The organism is Mesorhizobium sp. P2_E10 (assembly GCF_056404235.1).
In genome coordinates, this window is record NZ_JBFUEK010000026.1 from 21,326 (window position 1) to 47,871 (window position 26,546).

20 protein-coding genes and 1 pseudogene are annotated in these 26,546 nt (G+C 59.3%); 11 read left to right on the forward strand and 10 right to left on the reverse strand.

From position 1 onward, the window contains the following. Positions 1-375 precede the first annotated feature (375 nt). Entirely contained in the window at positions 376-1,269 is an 894-nt protein-coding gene (locus AC1D0N_RS30255; RefSeq protein WP_477250100.1) for a LysR family transcriptional regulator, read from the reverse strand. Between the two features lie 152 nt (positions 1,270-1,421). Between AC1D0N_RS30255 and AC1D0N_RS30260 the strand changes: the two genes are divergently transcribed. From AC1D0N_RS30260 to AC1D0N_RS30280, 5 genes and pseudogenes are all read left to right on the forward strand, one after another. After that, positions 1,422-2,612: an MFS transporter gene (locus AC1D0N_RS30260; RefSeq protein ID WP_477250101.1), complete on the forward strand. Its 1,191-nt coding sequence runs from the start codon at positions 1,422-1,424 to the stop codon at positions 2,610-2,612. Next, complete coding sequence (locus tag AC1D0N_RS30265; protein WP_477250103.1) at positions 2,609-3,076, forward strand: cyclophilin-like fold protein; 468 nt, start codon at positions 2,609-2,611, stop codon at positions 3,074-3,076. Before AC1D0N_RS30260 ends, AC1D0N_RS30265 begins: the two co-directional genes overlap by 4 nt. Positions 3,077-3,096: 20 nt before the next feature. Next, positions 3,097-3,492 (forward strand): annotated as a pseudogene (locus tag AC1D0N_RS30270) ((R)-mandelonitrile lyase). A gap of 31 nt (positions 3,493-3,523) precedes the next feature. Then, a complete protein-coding gene (locus tag AC1D0N_RS30275; protein ID WP_477250104.1) occupies positions 3,524-4,267 on the forward strand; it encodes an SDR family oxidoreductase in 744 nt (247 codons plus the stop codon). Between the two features lie 46 nt (positions 4,268-4,313). Further along, on the forward strand, positions 4,314-5,549 hold the full coding sequence (locus tag AC1D0N_RS30280; protein ID WP_477250106.1) for an arabinose transporter: 1,236 nt from the start codon (positions 4,314-4,316) through the stop codon (positions 5,547-5,549). Positions 5,550-5,750: 201 nt separating this feature from the next. Here the strand turns inward: AC1D0N_RS30280 and AC1D0N_RS30285 are convergent, their stop codons facing one another. The 3 genes from AC1D0N_RS30285 to AC1D0N_RS30295 form a co-directional block, all read right to left on the reverse strand. Next, positions 5,751-9,218, reverse strand: coding sequence for an ATP-binding protein (locus tag AC1D0N_RS30285; RefSeq protein WP_477250108.1), 3,468 nt, complete (start codon positions 9,216-9,218; stop codon positions 5,751-5,753). Next, positions 9,215-10,474, reverse strand: coding sequence for a metallophosphoesterase family protein (locus tag AC1D0N_RS30290; RefSeq protein ID WP_477250110.1), 1,260 nt, complete (start codon positions 10,472-10,474; stop codon positions 9,215-9,217). Before AC1D0N_RS30290 ends, AC1D0N_RS30285 begins: the two co-directional genes overlap by 4 nt. A 502-nt stretch (positions 10,475-10,976) precedes the next feature. After that, positions 10,977-13,127 carry a KAP family P-loop NTPase fold protein gene (locus AC1D0N_RS30295; protein ID WP_477250112.1) on the reverse strand — a complete coding sequence of 717 codons (2,151 nt, stop codon included), beginning with the start codon at positions 13,125-13,127 and terminating at the stop codon, positions 10,977-10,979. A 174-nt stretch (positions 13,128-13,301) separates the two neighbouring features. Here AC1D0N_RS30295 and AC1D0N_RS30300 point away from each other — a divergent pair, with 174 nt between their 5' ends. Then, the gene (locus AC1D0N_RS30300; protein ID WP_352479091.1) at positions 13,302-13,496 is read left to right on the forward strand and encodes a hypothetical protein; all 195 of its coding nucleotides are present in this window, start codon (positions 13,302-13,304) and stop codon (positions 13,494-13,496) included. On the opposite strand, the gene AC1D0N_RS30305 is transcribed toward AC1D0N_RS30300, so the two are convergent. From AC1D0N_RS30305 to AC1D0N_RS30320, 4 genes are all read right to left on the reverse strand, one after another. Beyond that, positions 13,474-14,427, reverse strand: coding sequence for a hypothetical protein (locus AC1D0N_RS30305; protein WP_477250114.1), 954 nt, complete (start codon positions 14,425-14,427; stop codon positions 13,474-13,476). The genes AC1D0N_RS30300 and AC1D0N_RS30305 overlap by 23 nt on opposite strands. Beyond that, a complete protein-coding gene (locus AC1D0N_RS30310) occupies positions 14,337-15,212 on the reverse strand; it encodes a hypothetical protein (protein WP_477250115.1) in 876 nt (291 codons plus the stop codon). The genes AC1D0N_RS30305 and AC1D0N_RS30310 overlap by 91 nt, the downstream gene beginning before the upstream one ends. 150 nt (positions 15,213-15,362) lie before the next feature. After that, the gene (gene halB, locus AC1D0N_RS30315) at positions 15,363-16,049 is read right to left on the reverse strand and encodes an anti-phage Hailong system nucleotidyltransferase HalB (protein ID WP_477250117.1); all 687 of its coding nucleotides are present in this window, start codon (positions 16,047-16,049) and stop codon (positions 15,363-15,365) included. Positions 16,050-16,071: 22 nt separating this feature from the next. Further along, the gene (locus AC1D0N_RS30320; RefSeq protein ID WP_477250118.1) at positions 16,072-16,980 is read right to left on the reverse strand and encodes a helix-turn-helix transcriptional regulator; all 909 of its coding nucleotides are present in this window, start codon (positions 16,978-16,980) and stop codon (positions 16,072-16,074) included. 223 nt (positions 16,981-17,203) lie between these two features. Between AC1D0N_RS30320 and AC1D0N_RS30325 the strand changes: the two genes are divergently transcribed. The 5 genes from AC1D0N_RS30325 (at position 17,204) to AC1D0N_RS30345 (ending at position 24,372) form a co-directional block, all read left to right on the forward strand. Next, positions 17,204-18,247: an adenylate/guanylate cyclase domain-containing protein gene (locus AC1D0N_RS30325; RefSeq protein ID WP_477250119.1), complete on the forward strand. Its 1,044-nt coding sequence runs from the start codon at positions 17,204-17,206 to the stop codon at positions 18,245-18,247. Continuing rightward, a complete protein-coding gene (locus AC1D0N_RS30330) occupies positions 18,248-19,861 on the forward strand; it encodes a nucleotidyl cyclase domain-containing protein (RefSeq protein WP_477250121.1) in 1,614 nt (537 codons plus the stop codon). It abuts the gene before it with no gap. Next, a complete protein-coding gene (locus AC1D0N_RS30335; protein ID WP_477250123.1) occupies positions 19,854-21,680 on the forward strand; it encodes a ThiF family adenylyltransferase in 1,827 nt (608 codons plus the stop codon). The genes AC1D0N_RS30330 and AC1D0N_RS30335 overlap by 8 nt, the downstream gene beginning before the upstream one ends. Before the next feature lie 76 nt (positions 21,681-21,756). Then, on the forward strand, positions 21,757-22,671 hold the full coding sequence (locus tag AC1D0N_RS30340) for a TIR domain-containing protein (protein WP_477250124.1): 915 nt from the start codon (positions 21,757-21,759) through the stop codon (positions 22,669-22,671). 342 nt (positions 22,672-23,013) lie between these two features. Continuing rightward, positions 23,014-24,372: a Shedu immune nuclease family protein gene (locus tag AC1D0N_RS30345; RefSeq protein ID WP_477250126.1), complete on the forward strand. Its 1,359-nt coding sequence runs from the start codon at positions 23,014-23,016 to the stop codon at positions 24,370-24,372. Between the two features lie 65 nt (positions 24,373-24,437). Here AC1D0N_RS30345 and scpB read toward each other — a convergent pair whose 3' ends face one another. Together scpB and AC1D0N_RS30355 are read right to left on the reverse strand one after the other, a co-directional pair. Continuing rightward, positions 24,438-25,133, reverse strand: a complete 696-nt coding sequence (scpB, locus tag AC1D0N_RS30350; RefSeq protein WP_477250128.1) for an SMC-Scp complex subunit ScpB — start codon at positions 25,131-25,133, stop codon at positions 24,438-24,440. Positions 25,134-25,138: 5 nt separating this feature from the next. Then, positions 25,139-26,161, reverse strand: coding sequence for a DUF1403 family protein (locus AC1D0N_RS30355; RefSeq protein ID WP_477250136.1), 1,023 nt, complete (start codon positions 26,159-26,161; stop codon positions 25,139-25,141). Positions 26,162-26,546 lie beyond the last annotated feature (385 nt).

Consider the following 26,546-nt stretch of genomic DNA (forward strand, 5'->3'; position numbering starts at 1 on the left):
GGCGAGAAGTCCCATGTTGCAGGAGCCGAACGGGCCTTAGCTTAGTTCGCGAGGGCTTGGTCGATAGCGCGATCGGCGATCCAGCGGCCAATGCAACAAGGTCTGCGCTTTTCTCAGAAGGCCGAGAGGCCGATCAAGCTGGATCTGCGCCAGCTTTCTTGATTCGACACCGGCCGCTCCTCGGCCGTTGAACGAACTGTCCGGTGTCAGGGCGAAACTTCCTGGAGCAGCCATCGCAAACAAGCTCAGAGTTGGCTGGGTATGATCGTTGCTGTCGCAAGATCTGACCGGTGAAGGCCTCCGGGATGTGCGATGGAACATCGCCACCCGCATCGTCCCCGCACCAAACGAGCGCAAGGAGTGGCTTGGCTGGGGTCAGATGCGATACCGGAGCGCCTCGACGACTACCGCCATCGCTGGCGAGAGCTGCCGCCTGCTCGGGTAATAAAGGTGATAGCCCGCAAATGGCGGACTCCAGTCGTCAAGCACGAGCCTAAGCCGTCCCTTGGCAATGTGCTGGCTCACCAGATTTTCCGGCACATAGGCGATCCCGCAGCCGCCCATCGCAGCCTCGACCATCGGAATGCTCGAATTGAAGGTGAGTTGGCCTTCGACCCGCACGCGAAGGTCGCGCCCATCCCTGGCGAATTCCCAGGCATACAATCCGCCGAAAGTCGCCTGCCGCATGTTTATGCAGTCATGATCGACCAGATCCTGGGGGGTGGTTGGCACCGGATGGTGGGCAAAGTACTCCGGCGAAGCCACGGCCACGAGCCGCCAATCCGGACCGATCCGCACTGCGATCATATCCCTGTCGATGCTCTCGCCGAGCCGCACGCCTGCGTCAAAGCGCTCCTCCACGATGTTCTTCATGCCGTTGTCGCTGTAGAGCTCGACGCGCACGTCGGGATAGTCGCCAAGCACTGGCTGCAGCTTCGGCCAGACAGTCGTCTGGAGCGCATGGTCGGACAGCGTGATGCGGACCGTTCCGGAGGGTTTGTCGCGAAAGGCCACCAGGCTTGCAAGGTCGGCCTCGATTTCGTCGAAGCGCGGGCCAAGAGATTGGAAAAGCCGCTCGCCGGCCTCCGTCGGGGCGACGCTCCGTGTCGTGCGAGTCAGCAGACGGACGTCAAGACGAGCTTCCAGATCCTTGATTGTCGAGCTTAGGGTCGATTGCGAGGTGCCGAGCTTGGCCGCCGCCTTGGTGAAGCTGCGCTCCCGGGCGACCGCGACGAACCAGAGCAGATCCTTCATGCCATCACGCTGCATAGGTCACCTCCTCACCCGCATTTATATCATAGGCAGATAAGTCCATGCGAACTACTCAGTCTAATAGAATGGATTTCGCATCGATATATTCCGGGCATGACGATTGGAGAAGGCGGCTGATCCGCCCCCATTCGCCTTGCAGGACGTCAATTATGGAAACAACATACGATACGAGATTCATAGAAGACCGCGCCGCATGGGGTGCGGTGCTTTCGATGGCGCTGTGCGTCTTCGTGCTTATCGCGTCGGAATTCATGCCGGTCAGCCTGCTCTCCCCGATCGCAGCCGATCTCAACATCACCGCAGGCCGCGCCGGACAGGCGATTTCGGTTTCGGGTGCTTTTGCCGTCGTGACCAGCCTCTTGGTCGCGGGCCTCACCCGGCGAATTGACCGCCGGCTGGTCGTCACCGGCTTTACGGTTCTCCTGATCGTATCCGGGCTCGCAGTGACCTTTGCGTCGAATTACGCGCTTCTCATGTTTGGCCGCGCGCTCCTCGGAATCGCGATCGGCGGCTTCTGGTCGATGTCGACCGCGATCGTCATGCGCCTGATGCCGCAAGACATGGTTCCAAAAGGCCTCGCCATGCTGAACGCTGGCAATGCCATTGCCGCTACGATTGCTGCACCGGTGGGTAGCTTTCTTGGCGCCTATGTCGGCTGGCGCGGCGCTTTCTTTCTCGTCGTGCCGCTCGGTCTGCTGGCTTTGGTCTGGCAGTGGATCAGCCTTCCAGCGCTGCCCCCGCGCCAAAAGAAACGTCCAGGCAATCCGCTGGCGCTGCTGGGCCGTCTTCCAGTCGCCATCGGCATGGCCTCGATCATGCTGCTGTTCATGGGCCAGTTCGCGCTTTTCACCTATCTGCGCCCCTTCCTCGAGAGCGTCACCCGACTCGACATCACCTCGCTTTCGGCGATCCTGCTGGGGATGGGGCTGGCGGGAGTGGCCGGCACTTGGTGCATCGGCCGGCTTTTGCGCACACGCTTGTTCAGCATTCTCATCGTCATCCCGCTGGTCATGGCCGCGCTAGCCGTTGCGCTGATCGCGTTCGGCACATTGCCGGCTCCTACAGCGCTGCTACTTGTTGCCTGGGGTTTCTTCGGCACGGCCGCGCCCGTTGGCTGGGGCACGTGGCTCAGCCGCACGTTGCCGGACGATGCCGAGGCCGGCGGCGGGCTGCAGGTGGCCGTCATTCAGCTCGCCATCACCGGCGGCGCCGCCATCGGCGGCACGCTCTTCGATACGGTCGGCTGGTGGGGAGCGTTCACTTTCGGCGCGGTGCTGCTCTGCGGGTCGGCGCTCACCGCCTTTGCCGCATCGCATCTGGCCCGGAGATCCTTGCCATGATCATCGAATGTGCAACGCTCAGCCGCCGGACATTGCTCGCCGCGCTCGCGGTGGCGGCCTTGCCGCGCGCAGCCGCCAGCCAAGAGGGCAAGGCCCCAGCCAGCCAGGAGCCCACCGACATGAAGATAAGGATGACTTTTAACGGCCGCACCATGACCGCCACGCTCTACGACAATCCCTCGGCGCGCGACTTCTTCTCCATGCTGCCGTTGGACCTCAACATTGAGGACTATGCGCATAACGAGAAGATCGCCTATCTGCCGCGCAAGCTAACCGAGGAGGGAAGCGGTCCGTTCGCCAACGAGCAGCCCTATGACCTCTGCTATTTCATGCCGTGGGGCAATCTGGCGATGTTCTACGATGACTACCGCCACCCAGGGCTGATCAGGCTCGGCCGCTTCGACGGGGGCGAGCAGGCCCTGCATGTGCGCGGCGAGTTCTCGCTCCGCATCGAACGCATCTGAGGACACAAGGGAGATCAGTTATGGACATTCTTCGCGCAGGCACGAGGCCTTCCGGCAAAGGCCCGGCGAACTGGTTCACCGGCACGGTGCGGATCGATCAGCTCTTCAACCCCTTCGACGCCGCGCGAGTCCAAGGCGCTCAGGTGACCTTTGAGCCGAGCGCGCGCACAGCCTGGCATACTCATCCGCTTGGTCAGACGTTGATCGTCGTCTCCGGGACCGGCCGCGTCCAGCGCGAAGGCGGCCTGATCTAAGAAATCCGTCCCGGCGACGTTGTCTGGTTCGGCCCGGGCGAAAAGCACTGGCACGGCGCGTCAGCGGAAACCGCCATGGCTCATATCGCCCTCCAGGAGGTTAAGGACGGCAAGGTCGTCGACTGGATGGAGCATGTGACGGACGCCCAATACGGCGCCTGAGAAACCAAATCATCAACTTTGGAGAACTGCCATGATCAAGGACAAGGTCGTAATCATCACCGGAGCATCGTCAGGCATCGGCGAAGCAACCGCAAAGCTGCTAGCGAGCAAAGGCGCCAAGGTCGTCCTTGGCGCGCGGCGCGCCGATAGGCTGAAGCAGATCGCCGACGAGATCGCGAAGAACGGCGGTCAGGCGACCTACAAGGAACTGGACGTGACGAAGCAGTCCGATAACGACGCTATCGTCGAGTTGGCCAAGAAGGCGTTCGGTCGCGTCGATGTCATGTTCCTGAACGCCGGCCTGATGCCGATCTCGCCACTATCGGCACTGAAGACCGACGACTGGCACGAGATGGTCGACGTGAACGTCAAGGGTGTCCTGAACGGCGTCGCCGCGGTGCTGCCGGAGTTCATCGCACGGAAATCCGGACACGTCATCGCGACCTCATCGGTCGCCGGCCTCAAGGCTTACCCGAACGGGGCGGTCTATGGAGGCACGAAATGGTTCGTGCGCGACTTCATGGAAGTGCTGCGCATGGAGTCCGCCATGGAAGGGACGAACATTCGCACGGCGACTATCTATCCGGCCGCGATCAACACGGAGCTGCTTGAAACCATCAGCGATGAAGGCACGGCGGCCGCGATGCAGAATACCTATGACAAATACGGAATCTCGCCGGACCGGATTGCTGACGTCGTTGCGTTCGCCATCGATGCACCGGAAGACACCACGATTAACGAGTTCACGGTCGGGCCCGCCAACCAACCTTGGTGATCCGAACCGAAGCCCCGCAAACGACGTCATCAGATTGCTTCCGAAAATGACACACCTGCCGACATCGTCAACACCATTGCGTTCGGTCGCGGCTAGCCTGCTGGCCCCCATGGCAGCGGTGTTGGCCGGGTTTGTTGTCATCGGCGCAGCGTTGCCTGTTCTTCCGCTGCACGTCAGCCACAATCTGGGATTCGGTAGTGTCGTTGTCGGCATAGTTGCGGGAACGCAGTTTGCGGCATCCCTGGTCTCACGCGTGTGGTCGGGTTCCTTTGCGGACGGGAACGGAGGGAAACGAGCCGTTCTCGTGGGCCTGGTTACGGCAGCGGCTGCCGGGCTGCTCTATCTCCTGTCCGTTGCCGTCGCGCGTTCGCCCGTTCTCTCCGTCTCGATCCTGGTCATTGGACGCGCGGTGCTCGGCGGTGCCGAGAGCTTCATCATCACAGGTGGCGTGGCCTGGGGCCTGGCGCTCGTGGATACGGGGCATTCGGGAAAAGTGATTGCATGGGTCGGCACTGCGATGTTCGCGGCGTTGGCCTTCAGCGGACCTTTCGGAACCATGTTGTTCACAGCCTATGGCTTTGCGGCGATAGGGCTGCTGACCACATTATTGCCGTTGCTTGTATTGGGATCGCTCATGCGAGCGCCAAACCCTCGGATACAACTGCGGCAGAGAAAATCCGATGTGAGAGCGGTTTTTCGCGCCGTATGGCTGCCAGGCGTTGGTGCGGCACTCGCCAGTGTCGGCTACTGCTCCGTCCTTGCCTTCAGCTCCCTTCTCTATGCCGACAATCATTGGCGACCCGTCTGGGTTGGATTTACGGCGTTTGGAGCTGCGCTGATCGCAGCGCGCATGGTCTGCGGTCATTTGCCTGACAGATACGGCGGTGCGAAGATCGCCGTGCTGTTCGTGCTCGTGCAGTCAGCCGGGCTTCTGCTCATGGGGCTGGCAGGAAGCAGCGTGCTTGCTTCCTCCGGAGCAGCGCTGGCGGGCCTGGGCTATTCCCTGGTCTACCCCGGGCTTGGCGTGGAGGCGGTTGGTGGCACATCGCCGGAAAACCGCGGCTTGGCGATGGGCATCTACACGGCCTTTCTGGATGTCGCGATGGCTCTAGGAAGCCCGGCGTTGGGATGGGCTGCCGATCGAGCAGGTTTGAGCGTTGTCTTCTTTATCAGCGCCGGTGTCACCTTTTGTACAACCGCCATTGCATTGCATTTAGCGTACAACGCCCATCGAAGCCAGCAGGCGGACGGCTACCCACGTCCGTTAAACCGGCCAAAGTAGCCATTCAATCGCAAGGTTGAAAATGACCGCGTGCGGCGCGACGACGACCTCCCGAGCGTTCGCCTGCAACGTCGGCTTTCGGAATAGGCAAAGCTGGCCTCTAGGTCCGGCTTCGGGCGCAAAGCTGACGCCAAAGCCGGCGCTTGGAAATGTCGATTAGACTAGCTAAGGGGAATCGAACAGCACGGTATTTGTCCAGTCTCATCCGAGCTCATGAACCGCTACGCCCGGCACTACAGCCTTGGCGATCTCGCACAAGTGCTGGTGGTGGGTCAGGTAGATTACCTGTCCTGCACTGGCCATCTCCCCAAACAGCCGGAAAACCTCTTCGGACCGGACATGGTCGAAGGTCTCCATGATGTCATCGGCGATGAATGGAACTGAGGGCCGAAACTGCGCAAACTCGTAATACCCGGCAAGCCTGAGCGCCAGGTAGAGCTGAAAACGTGCCCCTTTTGACAGCGCATCGGCGACCTTGGATTGCCCGTCGCGCTGCAACGCGATGAGCACTTCCCCACCCTTCACCGGCTGAGTTGTCAGGCCCGAGTACTGGCCGCGCGTCATGAGGGCGAATGCGTCTGATGCGCGCTCCATCATCCCGGAGCGGTGACGCTCGCGGTAGAGACGCAGAGCATTGCCAGCGGACATTATTCCCAGTTTCAGCTCGATATGGCGGACGGCTTTTTCCTCGATTTCCAGAAGGACGGCGCGCCGTTCGGCATCTATGCGGGCAACAGCGCTGTCGCCGCCAATGGCGTCCAGCTTGTCGGTCGCGCGCATCTGCCGAATAAGCTGGTGCTGTATCGCTTCGTCGGAAGCGCGAAGCCGTTGCTCGGCCTCAGCCTTCTCGATTGCGAGACTATCGAGATCGACAGCATCCAACATCGAACGCGCCTGCTCGAACCCTTCCACCGCGAGCTCGGATGACACCTGCTCCTCAAGTTCGGCCACGGTTGTGCGCAGGCGATCCCTGTCGCGCAGCAGTTCGTCGCGTTGCACGACCTCCGCCAACGTGGCCACGCCAAAGATGCTCAGAACCTCGTTCTTGCGGCGCTCATGTGCCGAAATCTCGGCATCGAGGATCTCACGCTGATCCTGCAGGCGCCGCAGGTCATTGACGAGGCTTACCTTGGCCTCGCGCATCCGTTCGGCGCGCTCCAGGCGCTCGGCAAGCCGAATGGCCAGCTGTTCCGGTTCGTCGTCGGCCGCCTCGCCCGCTTCGGCTGCAACGGCGGAAACCTCGACCAGAAAATTGTCCCTGTCGGCCTCCATCTTCTCGATGCGAAGCTGCATGGCGTCCCGGTCCTGAAGGCCCTTGGACAGTTCAGCTAGTTGGTCAAGGACGCCCCCCATGCCGGACACCGAGATGCCGCTCACCAGCCAGGTGCCCTTGAGCGATTCGGCAATACCGGCCTGCCATTCATCCTCACGTCGCTCCGCAGCTTCGACAGCGCGGCGCCTGGCGGCCAGATCCTCTTGCCTTGTGCCAACGGTCTTGAGCGCTTCCGTGCGCTCAGCGTCCACCTTGAATTGTCTCTCAAGGAATAGCTCTGCCACGGCCATGACCGTCTCCAGGCTGTCACCAGCATCCGAACCGACGCCGACGCTCGCCAGCGCGCCGCTCAAGTCAAGGCGTATTCGGCCTTCCTCATCAACTGCCCGCTCGGCCTTCTTGCGCGAAAGCTCGATCTCCTCCAAGGCCCCGAGCGCATCGATGCGGGCATCGATGCGATCCTCGATCAGTTCGATCAGCGGTTCGGGGGATGTTTCCTCGCGCTGTCCGAGCAGCTCTCTGGCGGCCGTGCGTATTTCCAGGAGCGCGGCCTCCCGATCTGCGCCGTTGCGTGCAAGTTGATCACGCGCATGCGCGATGGTGGCCGCGGTTTCTGCGAGGTTGCGGTTTGTGCTGCGAATCTCGACCAGTTCCCGCGCGTTGGCCAAACGGCCTGCGCCCACATTGTCGTCTCGGGCCAGTGCTGCCGCGAAATCATCGGCCGTTTCCCCAGTCAGGTCATTGCGATGCCTTGCCCAGGCATCGTCGCGGGCACGCCGAATGACGTCGGCCGCATCATCGTCAGTGACGTCGACAGAGGCGCGAAGGGCTTCCAGTCGCGCCGAAAGCAAGTCGTGATTGCCCTGGTGCTCGGCAAGACGATCGGAAAGGACGCCCCTGCCCTTCCCCAGCTCTGCTGCCAGCGCTTTCCATGCGCCAAGCTGCGCAGCATTCGGAATGGCGACCCTGGCCAGTGCCTGAGCGTCACCCGACCAGGGGTGCAAACGCGCGATCGCGGCCTGCCACCGAATTTCACCGGCATCCGCAGTCTCGCGTGCCGCCTTGATCTCCCTCATGTACCCGCTGGCCTTGGCCCTAGACAAAGCCGAAACCAGCCTTGCCCTGGCAGGCTCTGGCACGGCCCGTTCTTCGCCGACCCGGTCGCGTGCCGCCTGGAGCACGTCAGCGGCTGCCGTGGCCTCCTCGCGCGCAACGCGCACGCTGGTAACAATCCCGGATCGCTGCTCGACCATGGTGCGCACAGCACCGATGGTTGCAGCAGGCAAAAGCAGCTTGGCAGGATCTGGCGCGGAGGACCTTCCCAGTGCGGCAAGGCAGGTCGCCACGGCATTGTCGAGGATTTGCAGCTCCGTCCTGCGGCTTGGGAGGTCCAGGCCGGCCGAGACGTGGCGCACCTTGCGGTCGGCCAGGCCGCGAACCCGTTCGGAGATCGCAAGGATCGTCTCGTCGGCATCGACCGCAGCGATTTTCGTCGTCACCCGCTCGAGCTCGTCCACACTCGCGGCTAAGCGCGTTCTCAGACTGGCGTCGGTCTCGATCATGTCGGAGACGCTGCCGGTCCAGGTCCGTGACGGTGAGGCGATCTCTGGCAACTCGGCCAGTTGGGCTTGCTTGCGCCGGATATCGGCAAGGATCGGGATCGCCCGAAGATACTTCGCGATGGTCTCGAGGCGAGCCGACAGCACCGACCGTTCGGCGATGCTGCGGTCGTATTTTTCGGTCGCGTCGAGACGCTCGGCTTCAAGGCTTTCATAACTCGACGCCAAGGTGTCGACCGCGTCCTTACTGGCCTTCAGTTCCGCAAGCCGCTTCTTGAGCAGCGCAAGTTCGGTTCCGTGTGCCTGTTTGCGATAGAGCCTGTCCGCTTCGGCCTCGAGCACGCTCAATGTATCGCTTGCGTGCCCGAGGCCGGCGCTGGCCGTGAACAGCAGCTTGCCCAGGTCGCCGCGCGATTCCAGGATTGATTTTCCACCTGCTTCCAGCGTTTCGTCGTCCAACGAGAACATGGTCTCGTATGCGTCGCGAGACAGGCCAGCCAGATGTGCCAATATCGCGATTTCGCTGACCGGCTGGCCAGTCTCGTCCAACAATGAGTTGGCGCGCTGTTTCGTGCGTGTGAAGGTGTGCTCCGCACCGCCGAGTTCGAGCACCCCGCCGATGCGCATCGCACTGTACTCGTGCAGGAAATTGTAGCGGCTGCGTTCCTCGATGCCGAACAACAGATCGAGATAGCCAGAAAGCGCGGTCGACTTGCCGGCTTCGTTCAGGCCGAAGACGATATGCAGATCGGGACCGGATTCCGGTTTCGGCCCGAAGTCGATCGTCCTGTCGGTGAACTTGCCGTAGCGGATGAGGTCAAGGCGGCGCAGCCTCATTGTGATCCACCGGCCTTGAGGCGGGCGGTGACCAGATTTGCGCCGTTGGCAAGCACCCTATCGAGGAACAACTCCAGCTCAGCCTCGTCCTTGCCGGCGAAATCGCGCCCGTCAGGCGGAAGATCTGCGACCATCTTCTGGACCAAGGCCCTCGCCTCAGCTCGGAACGCGTCCGAGCCGGCATCGGCGCGCATGGATTGAGCGAGCTCGAAAATCGGGTCGGCGGCTTCCTCGGAGGTCTGGGATGTGGATGGAGACACTTTGAGCTCGAGCTTCTCCACCCAAGTGTCTCCCGTCTGCTCCGCGGCCTGCTCGGCCTCTGCGAGCAGCAGGTCGCGATCACGGATCAAGGCCCAGGACAAAGGTGACGCACCGGTCAGGTCGAGACGAACCACGGCATGACGGGATTTGACAGAGGCGCGAACACGTTCGAGTGCGGAACGGACTCGTCCGACGACATCGGACCATTCCTCCGTTTCGGTCAGGTCGACATTCACCCTTTCGAATTGCGCGATGCTGGTCAGCCTCTCCTCTATCTCTACGGTGCGGTCGTCTCGTATCGTCACCAGGGTGACGGATTTCTCCCCGGCCTCATTGATGTCCCTGCCCTGTGGAATTCCCGGCATCACCACCGTGCTCGCCCCGGGATGGACCTGGCGGACATGGATGTGCCCAAGCGCCCAGTAGTCGAAGCCATGGGCATGCAGGTCGGTGGCGTTGCAGGGGGCATAGACGTCGTGGCCGGGCGATCCGGCCAGGCTGGTATGCATAATGCCGACATTGACCGCGCCTTCACGCGGCACTGAATACTTGGGCAGCAGGCTGTCCGGCGCCTTGGGGCTGGCAAAGCTCAAGCCATGAAACATGACGTCGAGCCCGGCGGCTGTCTGCAGCACGGACTGGGGACGGCCACCGAATATCGTGACCGTCTCCGGGAACACCAGCTGCTTCGATATGCGCGATAGCGCGTCATGATTGCCACGGATCTTGAAGACCCTAATGCCGGCCTGGTGCAGCCGTGTCATCTGCGACGCCAGGAAGCGGGCGGTTTTCATCGACGTCTGGTCGCCATCATAGAGATCGCCGGCAATGACCAGCGCATCGACGCGTTCCGCCAGGCAGAGGTCAACTATGGAGACAAACGCCTGACGGCTGGCGTCTCCGACGAGTTCGGCAAGGTCGCCGTTTCGCATCGCCAGCGAACGCAGCGGCGAGTCGAGATGGATGTCGGCGGTGTGAACGAATCGAAATGGCATGACACTGGCTCCGGTCCGAGCATAACGGCGTTCGGCTACGGCTCGACAGGAAAAATCTCAAGATACGGGGTGTTGGCTCTCGAGCTAGTGGCGATGTGTTGGGTTAGGCCTTCGCGTTGACAGGTAGTTGCCCAACACCTTGCGAACGTCGAATTTTAGGGCTCGCGATCGATACCTGGCACCGGGGCGCCTGCCCGCGCGGCGATCGGGACCTGGCGGCCAATGGGCGCCGTCACAGCGCGAGCTGAGAAGGTCGATTGAGCTGCTCCTTGAGCGTCAGCTTTCTGGCGCGTTCAATGTCGGACGCTCTCGAGCACTAGATCGAAATTGGGCACAAACCGAAGATCCCAGCGCTCATGGCTACATAGTCTCGCCGCAAGGCATCAATCATTCCGTCATGTGGCGGCAGGGCGAACGTCGGCGGCTCCGCGGACGCCCGGTCGAATCGATGTCCAATATGTCTCGCGCCATTTCTTCTTCGCTGACTTTTGTTGGCGCCGGTCTAATCGGAAGCGTCTCGATCACCATGTGCACCGAGGGGAATCTCTTTGAACCTCTGAAGCTTCTCAAGCTCTTCTGGCGGCAACCGCGAAGAAGAAAGTTCGTCGTCGACTCGCGCGTAAAGTCGAGGGATATCGATCATTTTCCCATAGGCCTCGGTGTCGACTTTGACGGTCTGCCGCTGAACCCTATCGCCCATGCCAAATGACCATGACGATGACGGCATCTGCTGCGCAAGTGCGAGAAGGAATTCTGGTTGCGAGAGGGCGGAATCCGTCCAATCCCGAATCTCTTGGACGCCATCGGTTCCTGAGAGGCGCTTCCATTCGAAAAGGAGCGAGGCCATATCTTGATTGGCCACCAGCGACCCGTCGCTCGCCGCATCTCGCAATCGGGCAAGTGCAAGGTGCTTGAACTTCTCCGCGACGGCTTCGCCGACAATCGGCTCACTCCGGTCCCTCCCATCGTCCGGCGGCGCGAAGTATCTCAAGCACCGTTGGGCAAAATCCGCCATCCAACCGAGGGAACCAACTGCCATCGCGGCTCGGTAAACTGCTTCACGTTGCTCGATTGGAAACCGATCATGCACCAGGCGGTTCAGGAGCCAATGAAGTCGAAGATGATTATTTCCGAATCCGCCGAAGCCTTGCTTCGCGTCGCTCTTGATGTTGAGGTCGTCGGCGATCGAAAATAAAATAGCTACGAGTTGCGGAATCTTTGCATCAGAAATCTCCGAGGCGTGGGCACTAAGCTCATCGAGCAGCAATGGGACTTGCGTCTCTCCCGTGGCGCGCCTAGCGCCGAGCGCCGAGCGAAACGCGTCCCGAACGAAAGCTGGATCATCAGCGCGATCAATTAGCGCGTCGAGCTGGTCGGCGGGTATAACATCCTCGGAAATGGAGAACGCAAAATAGCTGCGAAAGTGCTTTTCGGAAGCAATGCGTCGGTCCCGATCAAAGCTTTCGCCTTGGTGGAAGGTGTTATCCCAAACAGCGTCGAGCCGCGGGAAGAGACGTTTGAGGCCCGTCCGCAAGTGTTTTCGGTCTCGCTCAGTTCTGGTGCCCAGCCCAAAAAGAGCGTCATACTCCTCGGCCCGATTTTCTCGACGGTGAATGCCGATATGCTCGATGCCGCAAAGCAGGTCTGGGTTCTGTCGAATCCCGGCATAGATCACCGGCTCCGACAGCTGCAACGCCGTAATGGCTAAAAAGTCCGCCCGATCGACGTTCCCGGCGACGGCACCCCAAGTGGTTGACAGGTGATTGCCGATGCGCGCCACGTCGCGCGGCGTATGGATCGTCGGGCTCACGATGTCATAGAAGACGTTCCAAAAGCGCGTCTTTTTTGCCTCGCCCGGCTCACCCATGATTTTCATTGCGACTTCTGCGGAATGCCAACGCAGGAAATCAAGACGCGGCGGCGGCAACTCGAAAGAGCCCTGAATGATCTTCTCTAGGTAACTGGCCCCCTCCGATGGAAAACGTTCCGCAACAACGCGCTCTGCTATCTGTCGATCAAAAGCTAACAGATAGATTACGTTGGGCAACCGCCCGACCGACTTTATCAGACGGAAGATCGTTAGCACGTCGTCCGGGCTGAGCCGGTCGATGTCGTCAATTACGACCACGAAGCGCTTTTCTTGATTGGCCAACGCCTGAGAGACCAGCCTGTGTTCCTCGTCCACAGTCTTGTCTGACGCGGTCGCCTTACCGATGATACCCGCCACCCCCGAAACAATGGCGCCAATACCCGGAGCTTTCATGTCTGCGACGGCGCCTGCGATAGTCCCCAACGAGGAAATGCCTTGTCCTAGTGAGGCAATGGATTTCCTGAATTTAGAGGGTAGAGACGGCCCGATCGCTTTGCCGAGTTCCCGGAAGAACGCCAGGATCAACGTATCAGCCCCGGCGAACCACCAAGGATTGAAGGGCACGAGAACGATCTCACCCCTTTCGACGGACGGCTTTAGATGGTGCTCAATCAGATTGATGGCGCTGCTTTTGCCCGCCCCCCAAGGGCCGTTGATGGCCAGGACCGCTCCCGTAGGAACTGCCATGCCCGCAATACTGCCCGCGAGCGCTCTCGCGAAAGGGGTGAGGCCGTATCGGTCCTCGGATGGCAAAGCTATGGGCAAGTCGCTCGATATGGACATATATCTTTATCCTGCATCGCTGGTCGCCTTCGAGCGGCTCCTCGTGGCCCGAGCCCCGACCTCAGGTTTGTCTTAGAACTGCCTTCAGATACCAACGCCTCAATCGAATCAGCGCCGTAGGGGCCTTGGCGAGCGACACTTATAGGCCTACATTACAGACACGAAGGAGCGGCCATGCAGAATCTGAAAACTCGGTACGCCACGGTTACTCGTGCTGCAAAAGAGGCGATCAAGCAGCGGAAGGAGGAGCCACGTTCTCGTGAAGAGCAGCGTGTCTTCGACGCTTTCCGCAAGCAAGCGAAAGCCGCCTACAGCACGCTGAAGCCGACTGCGGAAAACCGGCATCCTACTGGTCGCCCCTCGCGCTAAGGAGCCAAGACGGCTTAGCCTGCGGGTCGGCTGCAATGCCAATGTGATCCGCATAAATCCATCGATGCGAGTAGGCGTCGTCAGAGCGCCCATCAAGAGTGTGTTCGGTCTTTTGATCCGCCGTTAGTGCAAGGTAGATCGCGTCCGCGTTTCTGGGCAGTTCGAGACGCCGAACGCCGTTTGCTTCGTCCTTCCAGAGCGCCACAGAGCTAGATTGGGGGAAGGTCTTTGAGGCATTCTGTCGTTCGATGAGTCCCAACGACGTGAACGTCAGCACCGAGGATCCGGGATCTTCAGCAAGCACCGTGGCGTAGCGGGCTGGCCATCGGCCTTCAAGCTGAGGGCCATCCATCAGCAGAGCGATAACCAAATTTGGGCCGACCGATCTAAGTACAGCCTGGCAGGGATCAACTCTGGCCAAATCTTCACAGATCAAGGTCGTGAGCGACGTCCCTCCTCTATAGACGAATAGGTCTAGACTGCGGCCAAGAATATTCAGATGTTCCCACCAGTTACGTGTCGCCGACAAAGCGCTGTCGATACCGTAGGCTTTAATTTGAGGCTCCGTGATTTTCCAACGATGATGCTTTTCGCGGATCAAGAATACCTGCTCCAGGCCAGATCCACTGATTTCCTCCGACGGCTCAAAAAGAAAAAATGGAGCAATTGCCACAAAATTTCCGCCCCGACCTTCCCGGTCGCTGCTTAATCCAGAAATTAAGAAATCAACTTTCTCCTCCGCCAAGGCCTTCGCGAGTTGACGAAAAAGCGGAAAATCGAGCGACAGTTCAGGCAGTATGACACCATCAATTTGCTTGTCCGCAGCTCGTGCCTTCTGAATTAGATTTCGAACAAAATCGACAAATACCCGGCGCCGCTCGGTTTCAGATTGCTTGGGCAGCCAGGTTTGATCGACGTCAAACCAACCCATTTACCGTCGTGGTCACCAATCCCCACAAACGCTTCGGGGACAATCTGATAAGGGAAAGGAATGAGGAGCAATCCCAAGCCATGGGGTCGCCTTTCTGACGTGCCAAAGGGCGACGTGACCCACCGTGCTCGCACGGCCCCTTGCCCCGGCAAAAGAGCAAGGTGATGGCTCAAAGATCGCATGGTACAGCCAACGGATGGCGTGCGCGATTTTGGCTGCACACAAAGGATACTGGGGTCCGCAGTCGAGACAGTTGCCGGCGCGCGCTGAATTCGGCGGAATTCTCTCCCGCTGATGACATCACCCTCGGTGAAGGCCTCAGCGATCGGCTGATAGAATACGTTCTGCGGATCGAAGCCCAGATCTCTGCTGGCTTCGTCGGCGATCATAAGCAACTCCAGCATCGTCCACCACCACCCAGGTATGTCGGCAAGTGGCGAAAGCGCCTGAAAAATCGGCTCCCTTGAGATCGGTCCAAGCTCCCGCCAGAGGTCATGGACATGTTGCGGCACTTTTGGAAGCGAACCGGGAGACACAGAACTTTGGCGCCACGCCCGCCCGATCGAAACCGCGCGCGCTCGAAGGCTCGCGTCGACAACCATTTGCCTTTCTGCTCCTTGATCGCCCGTATCCGGCACGACATGATGATACGCACCGCTCGCCTCAAGCACGAAAGCTGCAAAAGCAAAGATATCCGCCGGGAGCACCGGAGACTCGGAAAAGGAGGAGAGTTCGCGAGACGCGTCCGGAAAGAGCAGCCTCAACGTGTCGCGAATCGTCAGCATTCTATGCCTTTATCAAGTTCATTAGCGTTTCTCTTCGCTCAATACGCCACCCGCCCCTGCGCCAATCCTGAAAGCTTGTACGCGGCAACGACCCGCCGATTACCGACAAACGTGATTCTGTGCAGGCCTCGAATAGGCATGTAGGTGCATCTAAGTATATCCATCGACGGGCGCTTTCGGGGTACTAACAATCAGATGCAGAGCTACATCGTTTTTCGTTTCTTTGAACATCTCGACGTATTTGTCCCTCGCCACGTTCGTAGAAATGGAAGGGGGCCGGCCGTACCTTATTAGAAACCATTCAAGATCACGACCGCTGCGTGGATCAGGTTCACTGGCGTCCTTCTGACCGATCAGCCGCTCTGTTTCCAGACCGGGTGCAATATTCAACAATTCTTCTCGTGAGAAAATCGGGCGACCTGTCTCAGCCGCGGTCGCTATCAGGATCGTTCGGACAACCCACGTAATGCGACGGCTGAGTAGCGGACGATTTGAGATAGAATTTCCAAAACCAACAATGAACCAGCCAAGGTCAACTGCCTTTTGTATCTCTGTCGAGTATGATCGCTTGAGACGAAACGCCGTTCTTAGACCAGAGAAATGATTGTCCGGATCGTAGAGGGGACGACCCTCAAAAACGAGATGGTACAGAAACAAATCTCCCTCACTCGCGCGCTCCTTAAGCGCACGGAGCGAATACGACGACATGGAGATACTGCCCTTTTGGGAATGCCCGGGTCGCTCGTCATCCGTCACCAGCAAAAGGTCAATATCGGATGACCTGGTGTTGTCACCTCGTGCGCGGCTGCCGTAAAGTGCCAGCGCTAGAATTCCCATCGGCCCGTGCCTTCCACGGCCATCACGCCCCACCACGCTTGAGCGCTTCTTTCGACATTTGTCGAGCGAGTCGACGCGCATCCTCGACGTCTTGGCGATTCTTTAACACCAACTGCTGCTTCTCCGGCAGCAACTGGCCAGGTTGGACATCAAGATTGTGCTCGCTCATGAGGTAGAAGCTCAGGCTCAACCGAACGGGCACGAGCACCTCAGCGTTGACCATGCTGTACTCGAACTCGACAGCCCTCTGTCGATCTTCTGACAGCTGAGGATTTGGCCCGATAATAAGATTGATCCGCTGTGCCCATTCATAGTCTAGTGCGCTGAAACCAGATGCAGGCTTGCTGCCTCTAGTCTCTAAAATTCGCCCGAGGCTGTAGTCTCGAAAATCATTATGTTCTTCTGACCAAGCTCGGACATACCAACGTCCTGCGCAAAACGACATTGCATGCGGAGCAATCCAGCGCCAGGATTCCGGTGTGCCGGTCATCGATCGATAGTCAATTTGCAGCTTTTTGCGCTCGCGAATCGCGTCGAGTACCGCCAGTAGATTTGTGGTATTCAGCGGTTTGCGGCCTAAGGTAACCACTTCAACTGGTGGCAGTTGGTCAAACCACGTATCTTCTTTCTGCATCCATCCCGAATGGATGGCTACAACTTGCAAAAGGTAACGATCTGAATTGTCGCCGATGAGAACGGGATAGAATTCGGGCGTTCGAATATAGGCCTTGAGCGCATTGTCGTACACGAGATTGTCAGGCGCAAGCTTCTGGTACGTCCCAAAATCTGATGATGCCTGCTGGTGAGACATTCCGAAGATGTCGGCCAGGTCGCCCCTGTTCAGCCTGCCGTCCCAAAACAGCCTGAACTCAATGAATTCGAGGCGCTTCCGCACACCCCATTTGAGGTCGGAGACCCTCGTCTCAGCCATTCCCGTCGCCATTTAATGTATGCATTATTGCGTAACGCTCCTATTTTCTTGACGGAACTAGATTCCGTACCTACATTAGGTTTGCATATTCCGTGGCAGCCCGTCGACTGCCTTTATCGACGATCCACACTTTGAGCGTTTCGTGGTCAATGGCTTCATGACTGGACTTGATAAATTCCTTGAGAGGTACGCTCGCCGCCCCCAGCTTATAAGGGAGCGGCTTTTGGCCACGCGCAGAAAACGCCGGCTCAATGATGACGAAGTAGTTTGTCGAGCCGGAGAGCCGGCGGAATGCTTCTGGATCATTGACGATGGAATCATCGTAGTCGGCGATGGAAATAAGATCGTCAGGCGTCACAAGGGAGACCTGATCGGAGAAATTGCATTTCATCGCCGCGAAGAAACGAAGCGTAGCACTTCAATGAAGGCCGACGGGATTGCCAATCTCTGGGAAATCGACCGCTCCTTCGTTGACAAGCTTTCCCCCGAACAACGATCGGAATGGTTCGAAACTGTTGCTGCTGTCCTGGCGGACAAGGTCATGGAAGCGACGCAGCAAAGGTCACGCTTGCTCTCCGACAACGTTTCCCTCGATCAGGTTTTGCGCAAGTTCGTCTGTGACGATGGTCTTATGGCTGTGAATGCAACCTTCGATAGCGCAAACGCAAGAGAGATAGATCCGGACCAGACGGATGCGCTGCTGTGGTTTAGTGACGTGGCCGGTTTCTCAAGTTTCTCCAAAGATATGGGCCCGAGCGACGCAGCTCGGCAAATGCGACGCTTCATGGAGGTTCAGGTCGAAGAGATTAGAACGGCAGGTGGCGAAATCGACAAGTTCATGGGCGATGGGCTGATGGCCTTTTGGCGTTTGCCTGACGAAACTCGGACAAAGGACCGGGTTCCCAAGGCAACTCGCGCCGCGCTCGCAACAATTGACCGAATCCGGAGCATCGTCGTTGCAGAACAACTTCCATTGGACATCCGCATCGGGTTGCATCTGGGGCCAGTCGTAATCGGGGATTTCGGGGGCACTGGGCGCATCGCTTATACGGTTATGGGAGAAACAGTGAACTCGGCATCCAGGTACGAACAGGCTCGGTTCGACACCCAGGGGATCCCGTTGGGTCCTTTACGCATCAGCGAGGCCGTTTACCCATTCATTTCAGAACCTGATCTCCTGAAGCGGTTGTCATCGGACACCCGGCGCTTCGTCGTGAAAGGGGACCGAGAGTTCGCTGCTCACATTTCGATTGACCAGGAGAGTTAGATGAGCTGGAGCGCCACGCGGTCCGAAGCACGAATCCGGAAATCCCTTCAAACGGTTCCCAAGAACATCGTTCAGGTGCAATTGTTTGACGATCGATATAGCCAGCTCAAGGTGAGAGCTCTCGCCTCCAGCGACAGTCGCGATCCCAAGCCTCTGGTGCAGATCCCGCCATCCCATGCCGTCGTTGTCGACGGGGTCCACGTTTATGTCCAGCTCACGGGTTATCATTCGGTTCTGCAGGATGCCCAACGGCAAACCGAGGCGCGACATCGCCGAGCGCTGCAGTTTCTGCATACTCACTATAGCGCCTGTGACCTGATCATCCGAGAGTACGATGCGCAGCGGGTCGACTTCCATGGGCCACGGCTGCACGCCGTAATCGTCACCCCTCCTGGTCCAGCAAACGAACGCCGCCGCGTCGAGCGCGCGCTGGAGTTCGCTCAGGCAATCGCAAGAATGGTGGAGGCGACGGGAGAGACCGTTCTCAACGGCGAGTTCAAGACAGAGACACGTATAGGAATTGACACCGGTCGGTCGATTGCCGTCAACTCTGGCCGCGGCGCCGAGCCAGAGCCGCTGTTCCTCGGAAGCCCGGCGAACTATGCAGCAAAGCTAGCAGACGGTACCGAGCCAGGTATTTACCTTAGCGACCGGGCTCGGCAGGTGCTCGGTATGTCGGCTGCCGGATCTCTGTTTGATCAGCGGCGCCAAATTTACAATCTGCGACACGGTGGGGTTTCTACAGCGGGCACGTTAGGCCCTAGCTACATCACGGACGCACGCATTAAGTCGCTCTCTACGGATGTCGAGCGCGACCTAGAGGTTATCTTTCGACAAGCCAACTTCATCTTCCATCGGCACACGCCGCCGCTTCGGACAATCGAGTACGAGCGCCTTTCACCCGCCAACTCTATCCACATGCCGCTCATCTCGATTTTCGCTGACATTGATGGCTTCACCAAATACGTGGATTATTGCTTGGCGACGGACCAGATCCCGGAGTTGGTCTCCAATCTTCATGCAATCCGTCTGGAACTTGCGGCCGTTCTGAAGCATGACTTTGATGGGCGCAAAGTGCGGTTTATCGGTGACTGCCTGCACGGTTTGGTGGCCGAAGGAACGGCCTACGAGACCGACGAGCGCGAAACTGTTCGCCGAAGCGTCATCTGCGCCGCGGCGATGCGATCCAGTTTCAATCTGTGCCGAACAATCCTGCCCGGTATTGCGAACCTTGGTATCGCAATCGGCATCGAGCTTGGCCCTACGCCGATCACTCGCCTCGGAATCCGTGGTGAATTTTCAGTCCGCTGCGCGACCAGCAAGGCCGTGTCCGACTCTGAGGAACTGCAGGCCGGCTGTGAAGGAGATCAGACCGCGCTCGGTTCTCGCGCTTTCGGAGCAGCCTCGCTTGATGTCCAGCACCTGTTCGACGCCACCACTCGTCGCGCCCGGAACCTCGACTACGCCGACGCCTCGGAGCGGCTCTCGCTCGACTCTTCACGAGCTGCCGCTTTAGCCGCCCCAGCCGCAATCGGCACCTCCGCCGGATGGACGACGAGGGCCACAGCCAGCGAAGGAGCGATTCAGAACAGCGGCGGAAATCGCCATGCTTGAAAATAGCGCCTCCACCTTCGATCGGCTGGACCCTGCGGTAGTAGAGGGCGTGGAGGCTCTCTTTCGGGCTGTAAATGGAGACGGCTGGTCAAGACTAGGGCCGGATGAGCTAACCGATTATCCGACTCGCCAGTTCACAGGCGGCTGGCGTTTGTCTGTTAAATTTTTAGACGGCGTCGTCCGCCGCATTGATGTGCTGATAACACCTTTGTTTCCGATCGTTGCCCCGCGGACAGCTCTAGTCGATCATCCGCCCAAACTCACGTGGCCTCACGTCGAAGACGACGGCATCCTATGTTTGCTCGGCAATTCGCACCAAATCGACATCAAGAACCCCGTCAAGGTTGTCGAAAATTTGCTGGCACGCTCTTGCCGCCTCATCGAGGAACTGCTCGAGGGGACGATTGTCGAGCGCGATTTCAAGGACGAGTTCCTGACTTATTGGGCATACGATCTGCGCAAGCCGGAACGACACTACAGTCTGCTCGACGTCCGGGGTCCGTCACGCCCGATACGGGTTTGGTACGGACGATCCTTCACGCTGCTTGCAGAGGACGACGAAACCCTCAAAAAATGGCTGGAAAATCGTTTCAAAAGCGTTTTGAAGCCGACAATTCAAACGGGCGTCCTGCTATGGCTCGACCAGGCGCCCCTTCCTTCCGAGTATCCACACCGCGGCGCCGACCTGCTGGAGTTGGCGAAAAAGGCAGGCGCTTCCGGCATCGGAGTACTCGAGTCCATTTTCCTAAATGTTCCATCTTCCGTCACGGTGATTCTTGGAGCCGAAGGCCGGGACGGCCCGGGTCTAATGGCTGTCACCGTCGACCGTCCCGCTGACGCAAATCGCGCTCGGCGGCGAGTAGATCCAATCCTCAAAGGGGGCTTCAGGCCCGAAAAGATGTCTGCTGCTCTCCTGGCTGGACGTTACCTCGGAGCTTCCGAGCCGAAGCGCAGCAGGGTCGCTCGCGCAGATGCTGATTGGATTCACGGCCGCGCGCGAGACCCTCGCACGACGAAGCTTAGGAATTCGAAAGCAGTTCTATTCGGGTGCGGTTCTCTGGGTAGTTTTGTGGCTGCATCTCTGATCAGAGCGGGAGTTGGAACTCTGGATATCGTCGATTTTGACGAGCTGGATTGGCCGAACGTCGGGAGACATTATCTTGGTGCGACCTCGGTTGGGCGCAATAAGGCTACGGAGCTAGCCGAGCAGCTCAGCGCTAATTTTCCGCACGCCACTATCACGGGCCACGACGCCAACGCCGAGCAGATTATCTTCGAATCGCCGATCTGGTTCAGCCAGGCAGACCTGATAGTTTCGACCACTGGAAGCGGCCGAGCCGACACGATGCTGAATGAGTGGCATCGCAATTCTGGCCGTTCCACGCCCATTGTTTACGGATGGACCGAACCCTACGCCGGAGCTGGCCACGCGGTCGCCATAGCACCGGAGGGCGGATGTCTGTTTTCTGGCGTCGACAGTCTTGGAATGTCACTGTTCGAGATGACGGAATGGGCCAGACCGGCCACGTTTGAAGAGCCCGCCTGCGGAGTGCATTTCGCCCCGTATGGTCCGACCGAGCTGGGCCACGTTAATGATCTCATCGCCGAACTCGCACTCGATTGTTTGCTTAACAGGGTTCGGCGTTCCGCGCACCGGATCTGGGCCGCCAGGCGCGAACACCTCGAAGAGTTCGACGGCAAGTGGACGGAGGCCGCGCAGCTACTGCTGGGTGTCGACCACAATGGGGGTAAGGCCATAAGCCGTCCTTGGCCCGCATGCCGATGTTGCGAACTGGCGAACCGTGAAGAGGCCGCGTGATGGATTTCGCCCAACACTTCCAAGGTGCACAACATCACCGACGGCAGGCAGAGACCATCGTTGGAGGGGGCGTGGAATGATCGAGCGGTTTGAAGGCGAGGCTGGCAAGAGGCTACGCATCGCCACCCTTGCCGCACAGAAGATTGTAATGGGCGACCACTTACTCGCCGAGGAACTCGCAGAGCGCATTGAATTGATCGCGGTGACAAAGGGCTCGGCAATTATTGAGCAGGGCGCCTCCGACAACGACGTGTATTTGATCTTCGCTGGTACTTTTGACGTAGTGGTCAACGGCAGACTCGTCGCAAAGCGAGGGCCCAAAGACCACGTCGGCGAAATGGCGGCTATCGAGCCAAGCCAGAAAAGGTCAGCGAGCGTTTACGCCAGCGAGGACGGGGTAGTCGCCCGTGTGACCGAGGAGACATTCGCTGATATCGCCTCACGGCATACTGCGCTTTATCGTAATATTGCGCAGGAGCTGTCCCGGCGCCTCATGCAGAGAAACACGCTGGTCAATAATTTCCGGGAGAAGATCCGCATATTTATCATTTCGTCGGCTGAAGCGCTGCCAATCGCACGAGCGGTGCAGAATGCGTTCCAGCATGATGCCTTTGTGACGATCGTTTGGACAGACGGAGTTTTTCGTGTCGCAAACTACACACTGCAGGATCTTGAGGTACAGATTGACGATTCCGATTTTGCCGTTGCGATCGCACACGCAGACGATTTGACCGACAGCCGCGGAAAGGAGTGGCCAAGCCCTCGTGACAACGTGGTGTTCGAGCTAGGGCTGTTTATGGGCCGCCTTGGTCGGGCACGAGCCATATTGATGGAGCCCCGCGAAGAAAAGGTGAAGTTGCCAAGTGACCTAGCCGGCATAACAACTGTCACCTACCGCTTTGAGAAAGGGGGAGACGCTGCAGCGCTCCTGGCACCAGCGTGCAATGTACTGCGGGACCATATCAACAGGCTGGGACCAAACAATGGGTAGCGTTGTATGGCGCTCGACGAGCGATGCCGCCGAGGGCGGGATTCGAACCGAGTGGACCGATGCTGTACCATCATCCCGATGACCTACAATACTTTCATCCGTAGAGCGGAAAAGCGAATGGTCGGCCTTCGCGAAATGCTAAGGAGGCTCCGTTCCTGAAGGAACACGGTGTTCATGGCGATGCCTTCGTCACGCCGCCACAAGATCCAAAGCCGGACCTGCTAGCCGCTGCCGGCGCAGGTGCTTCGGCGCACCTCTAGGATTAGCATGGCAACGTTCGGCCCACGATTTGGAGAGGACGACCTAGGCACCTTGTCCATCGAGGAACGAGGACGTGGCCTCATGGAAGTATTTTTCCAGCCTTCAGCGACACGACTAAAGATCGCGCACCGCGAGGGGGACCTAACGACCCGCGTCCTGCTTATGACGTTCGATGCGAGGACGGACACGACCACGCTCTATCCCGTCAATACCATGCCCACGTCCGCGGGTTTCCTGGCGCCTAAGCACGATCCCATTGTTTCGATCGAGCTGGTACTAAAGAATGGGTTCGCCCACATCATCGATGATTCCGACGGAGTCGAACATTTCGTCGCGCCGAGCACCCTCGATGACGTGCAGACGTACCTGGAGGAGTGCTTGCCCTCGGGGTTCACTAAAGATCCGAATTTCGGGCTTGGGCTTGACCGCACGCTTTCATTCATCACCCAGGCGCTGTCACAGATCGACGGTATCGAGCAATTGCGCCTGACCGACGAGAAGACTCTCGAGGTCTCTCGGTCGGCCGACGGCAAGACCTTTGAGATGGGCTATCGCCTTTTCGACGAGTTGCGCCGCGGGGCCAACCGCTTTGATGATAAGGCGCGCGCCGCGAGCAGGAAGAACAAGCACCAAGCGGCCTACACCAACCTTCTCACTAGGCTCGACCGGACAAAGTTTCCGCTGAAGCTGCTCGAGCGCGCACCTGATGATCTGGCGGAATTGATCGGCGAGACCATTGTAGACGCCCGCCTTTCGGAAAAAGACCGTGCGGCCGTCGTCGGGCTTGCCGGCGCAACGGTTCGTCAATCGATCAAAACCCAGCGGGCCGGGCTCGTAAAACTTCATGACGAGATCGAACTTGCGTCCCTCGATGAGCTGATAGTGCATATGGAAACGCAGTTCGCCGCGAAGGCCACCGAGCCGCAATGGCAGAAGCTGTTCGAGGCCAACCCGTTCATCCTGGACATGGCATTCAACGTGCCGGTGCTTTTGCTGCAGGGACAGGCCCATGTCGGCGGCAAGATCCTCGACGGGTCAGGCGAGAAGATCGCCGATTTCCTGTTCACCAACCAGCTAACCGACAGTATTGCTATACTGGAGATCAAAACGCCCGGCATGGACCTGGTTAGCAAGAAGCAGTACCGGGGCGGAGTTTTGACGCCCTCCCCCGAGCTCGTCGGCGCGGTCGTGCAGACGCTGGACCAGATCGACAAACTGCGCAGCGATATCTACCGGATTAAGGCGCTTAACCCCCAGCACAAGCTGGAGGCCTACGGCATCAAAGGCGTGGTGCTGGCGGGTATGATCCCGGATACCGAGCGGAAGCGTTCCTTCGAGCTGTATCGCAACAGCTTGTCTGGTTTGTCCATCATCACTTTCGACGAGCTGCTAGCGAAGCTGAAATCCCTTCGCGAGCTCCTTTCGGCAAAGCCGGCATAGCGGCATGGCGCTGGACCTCTGCAACGCCAGGGACCCCTGGTATCAACGCGCAGCTATTCGCTCGTCTAGTCTCCGACGTCCTCTTGGTCGGGGGCAAAATCGGGGACGATATCCCCCGCCAGCAGCTTGTCTTTCGACAGCAGTCCGGCATCCTCGAGCGCCTCGAAATCCGGCAGGTCGCGTAGAGTGTCGAGCCCGAACTCCAGCATAAATTCTTTTGTGGTGACGTAGGTGTAGGGCGCGCCCGGCGTCGGGCTGCGTGGTCCCGAAGCGATCAACTTCGCGCCGCGCAGATGGCCGATCAGGTCGCGAGAAATCTCTTTCCCAAAAAAAGACGACAACTCTCCACGCGTCATCGGCTGGAAGTAGCCGATGCACATCAGCACCAGCACCTCTGACTGCGTGAGGTCTGCCGCGCGCTCGTTGCCGCCGACTGCACTGCGGATGGCGTCTGCATAGGCCGGCCGGGTCAGGTGCTTCCAGCCCCCGGCAACGGCCACCAGATCGTAAGGGCGGCCACGCAGCTCCTCCCGTATGTCGTCGATCAAAAGGTCAACGCTGCAGCTTTTCCCGACGATGCGGGCGAGCATTTCGCGGTCGACCGGCTCGCTAGCGGCGAAGATCGTTGCTTCGGCCCGGTGCATCCATTCACGCCAACGCGCTTCCGGCGGCAGATGATCCAACTCCCGGTCAAACAGCTGGTCAGCTGATCGATGGTCATCTGGCCGGCTCCCTCCTCGCCTACGTGCACTCTCCGCCATTGTCTTCACAGCCCGTAGATGCGGAAGGTGGGGCGGCCGGACAATTCACGCACGGCACCGAGCTCGACCAGCCGGTCGAATAGGCGGCGCAGGCCGCGATCGCTCATGCCGGCGATTTGTTCTGATGCGACGAACGCGTCGTTAGAGAGCAGCTTTTCCACGACGACGTCCGCCGCCTTGGCCCTGAGTTTCGGCGCAACCGCAAGCAGCCTGTCCGCGCGGCGCCCAAGTTCGGCGGAAAGATCGATGGCGCGCAGCGCAGCGCGCGCCTGTGCGGCCAGCAGGCTTTTGGCCCAATCGGCTTCCGTTTCGGCGCCGGCAGCCAGAGCGGCAGTCCCTGGTCGACGCGCCCGGCCCGTACCCACAACTAAGGTCGCTTCGGCGCCCAACAAAGGGATTGCATGTGTCCAGCCTAGCCGCTGCGCGAGCAAGACATCGGCAAGCCAGGCTCCGAGAACGCGCCGGAAGCCGTAACGCTCCGCGGCCGCGAAGGCCCCGACCAGCGTTTCGACCGTGCCGGTGTTGGCGGCAAGCTGTCGCAGATCGTCCGTCAGATCGCTGACCGCCTCATCGTTGAGCGTGAGACCTAGATCTTCCAACATCGCCGCAACATTTCTCTCCGTCAGCAGATCGTCCGCTGGCCAAGATGCCAGCCGCCGCCAAGCAAGAAGGAAAAGGCCGGCGGGACCGACATTGTCGCCCGGTCTTGTAAGCAATACGGCATCGCGCAAGGCCGCTTCGTCCTCGACGCGACCCGCCTGCTTTGCCGTTGCCGCGGCCGCCGAAATTGCCAGCCGCTGCCGCCAGGCGCCGGCCCACCGCTCCTGCCGGCGGACCACCGCATCGAGTGCGCCGATGGTGGCGCCTGCGATGAGCGCCACCTCCTCAACATTTTTTCCAGTAAGGCTTTGCGCATCGGGAACCGCCCGACGCAACCAAGCAGGCACGGCGGCTTTCGATGCAGCGACGCTGGCTTCACCAGTCAGCGTACCGTGGTAGCGCAGGGACAGTTTGGGTCGAAGAATCATCCGCGACAGGATGAATCCTGCCGGCGCTTTTAGCAACTCAATTTGTACATAACCGCCGCGCCTGTCGCGCACATCAAACGAATGATAATGTTGCATTATCGYTCGTTTTGCGCTCTACATGAGAAATGGCCATTTTCGTTGTCAGCTGACCGGATATCGTGAGATTCGCCGCCTTTTTGAATCGGTTTTCGTGAGACTACCTTCCCTGCGTTGAACCCGCTTGGGGTTAAACGCCTGAATATCCGAGGCTTTTTGATCCTGGCCGCTGGCCACCTGACTTTGTCACGTAGTCTCACGATTTCCGACTCGAATGCAGGTAGTCTCACGAAATCCGCTCCACCCAAGGGCGGCAAAAGCGCCAAGTCCGCGTACCTCATGCAGCTCC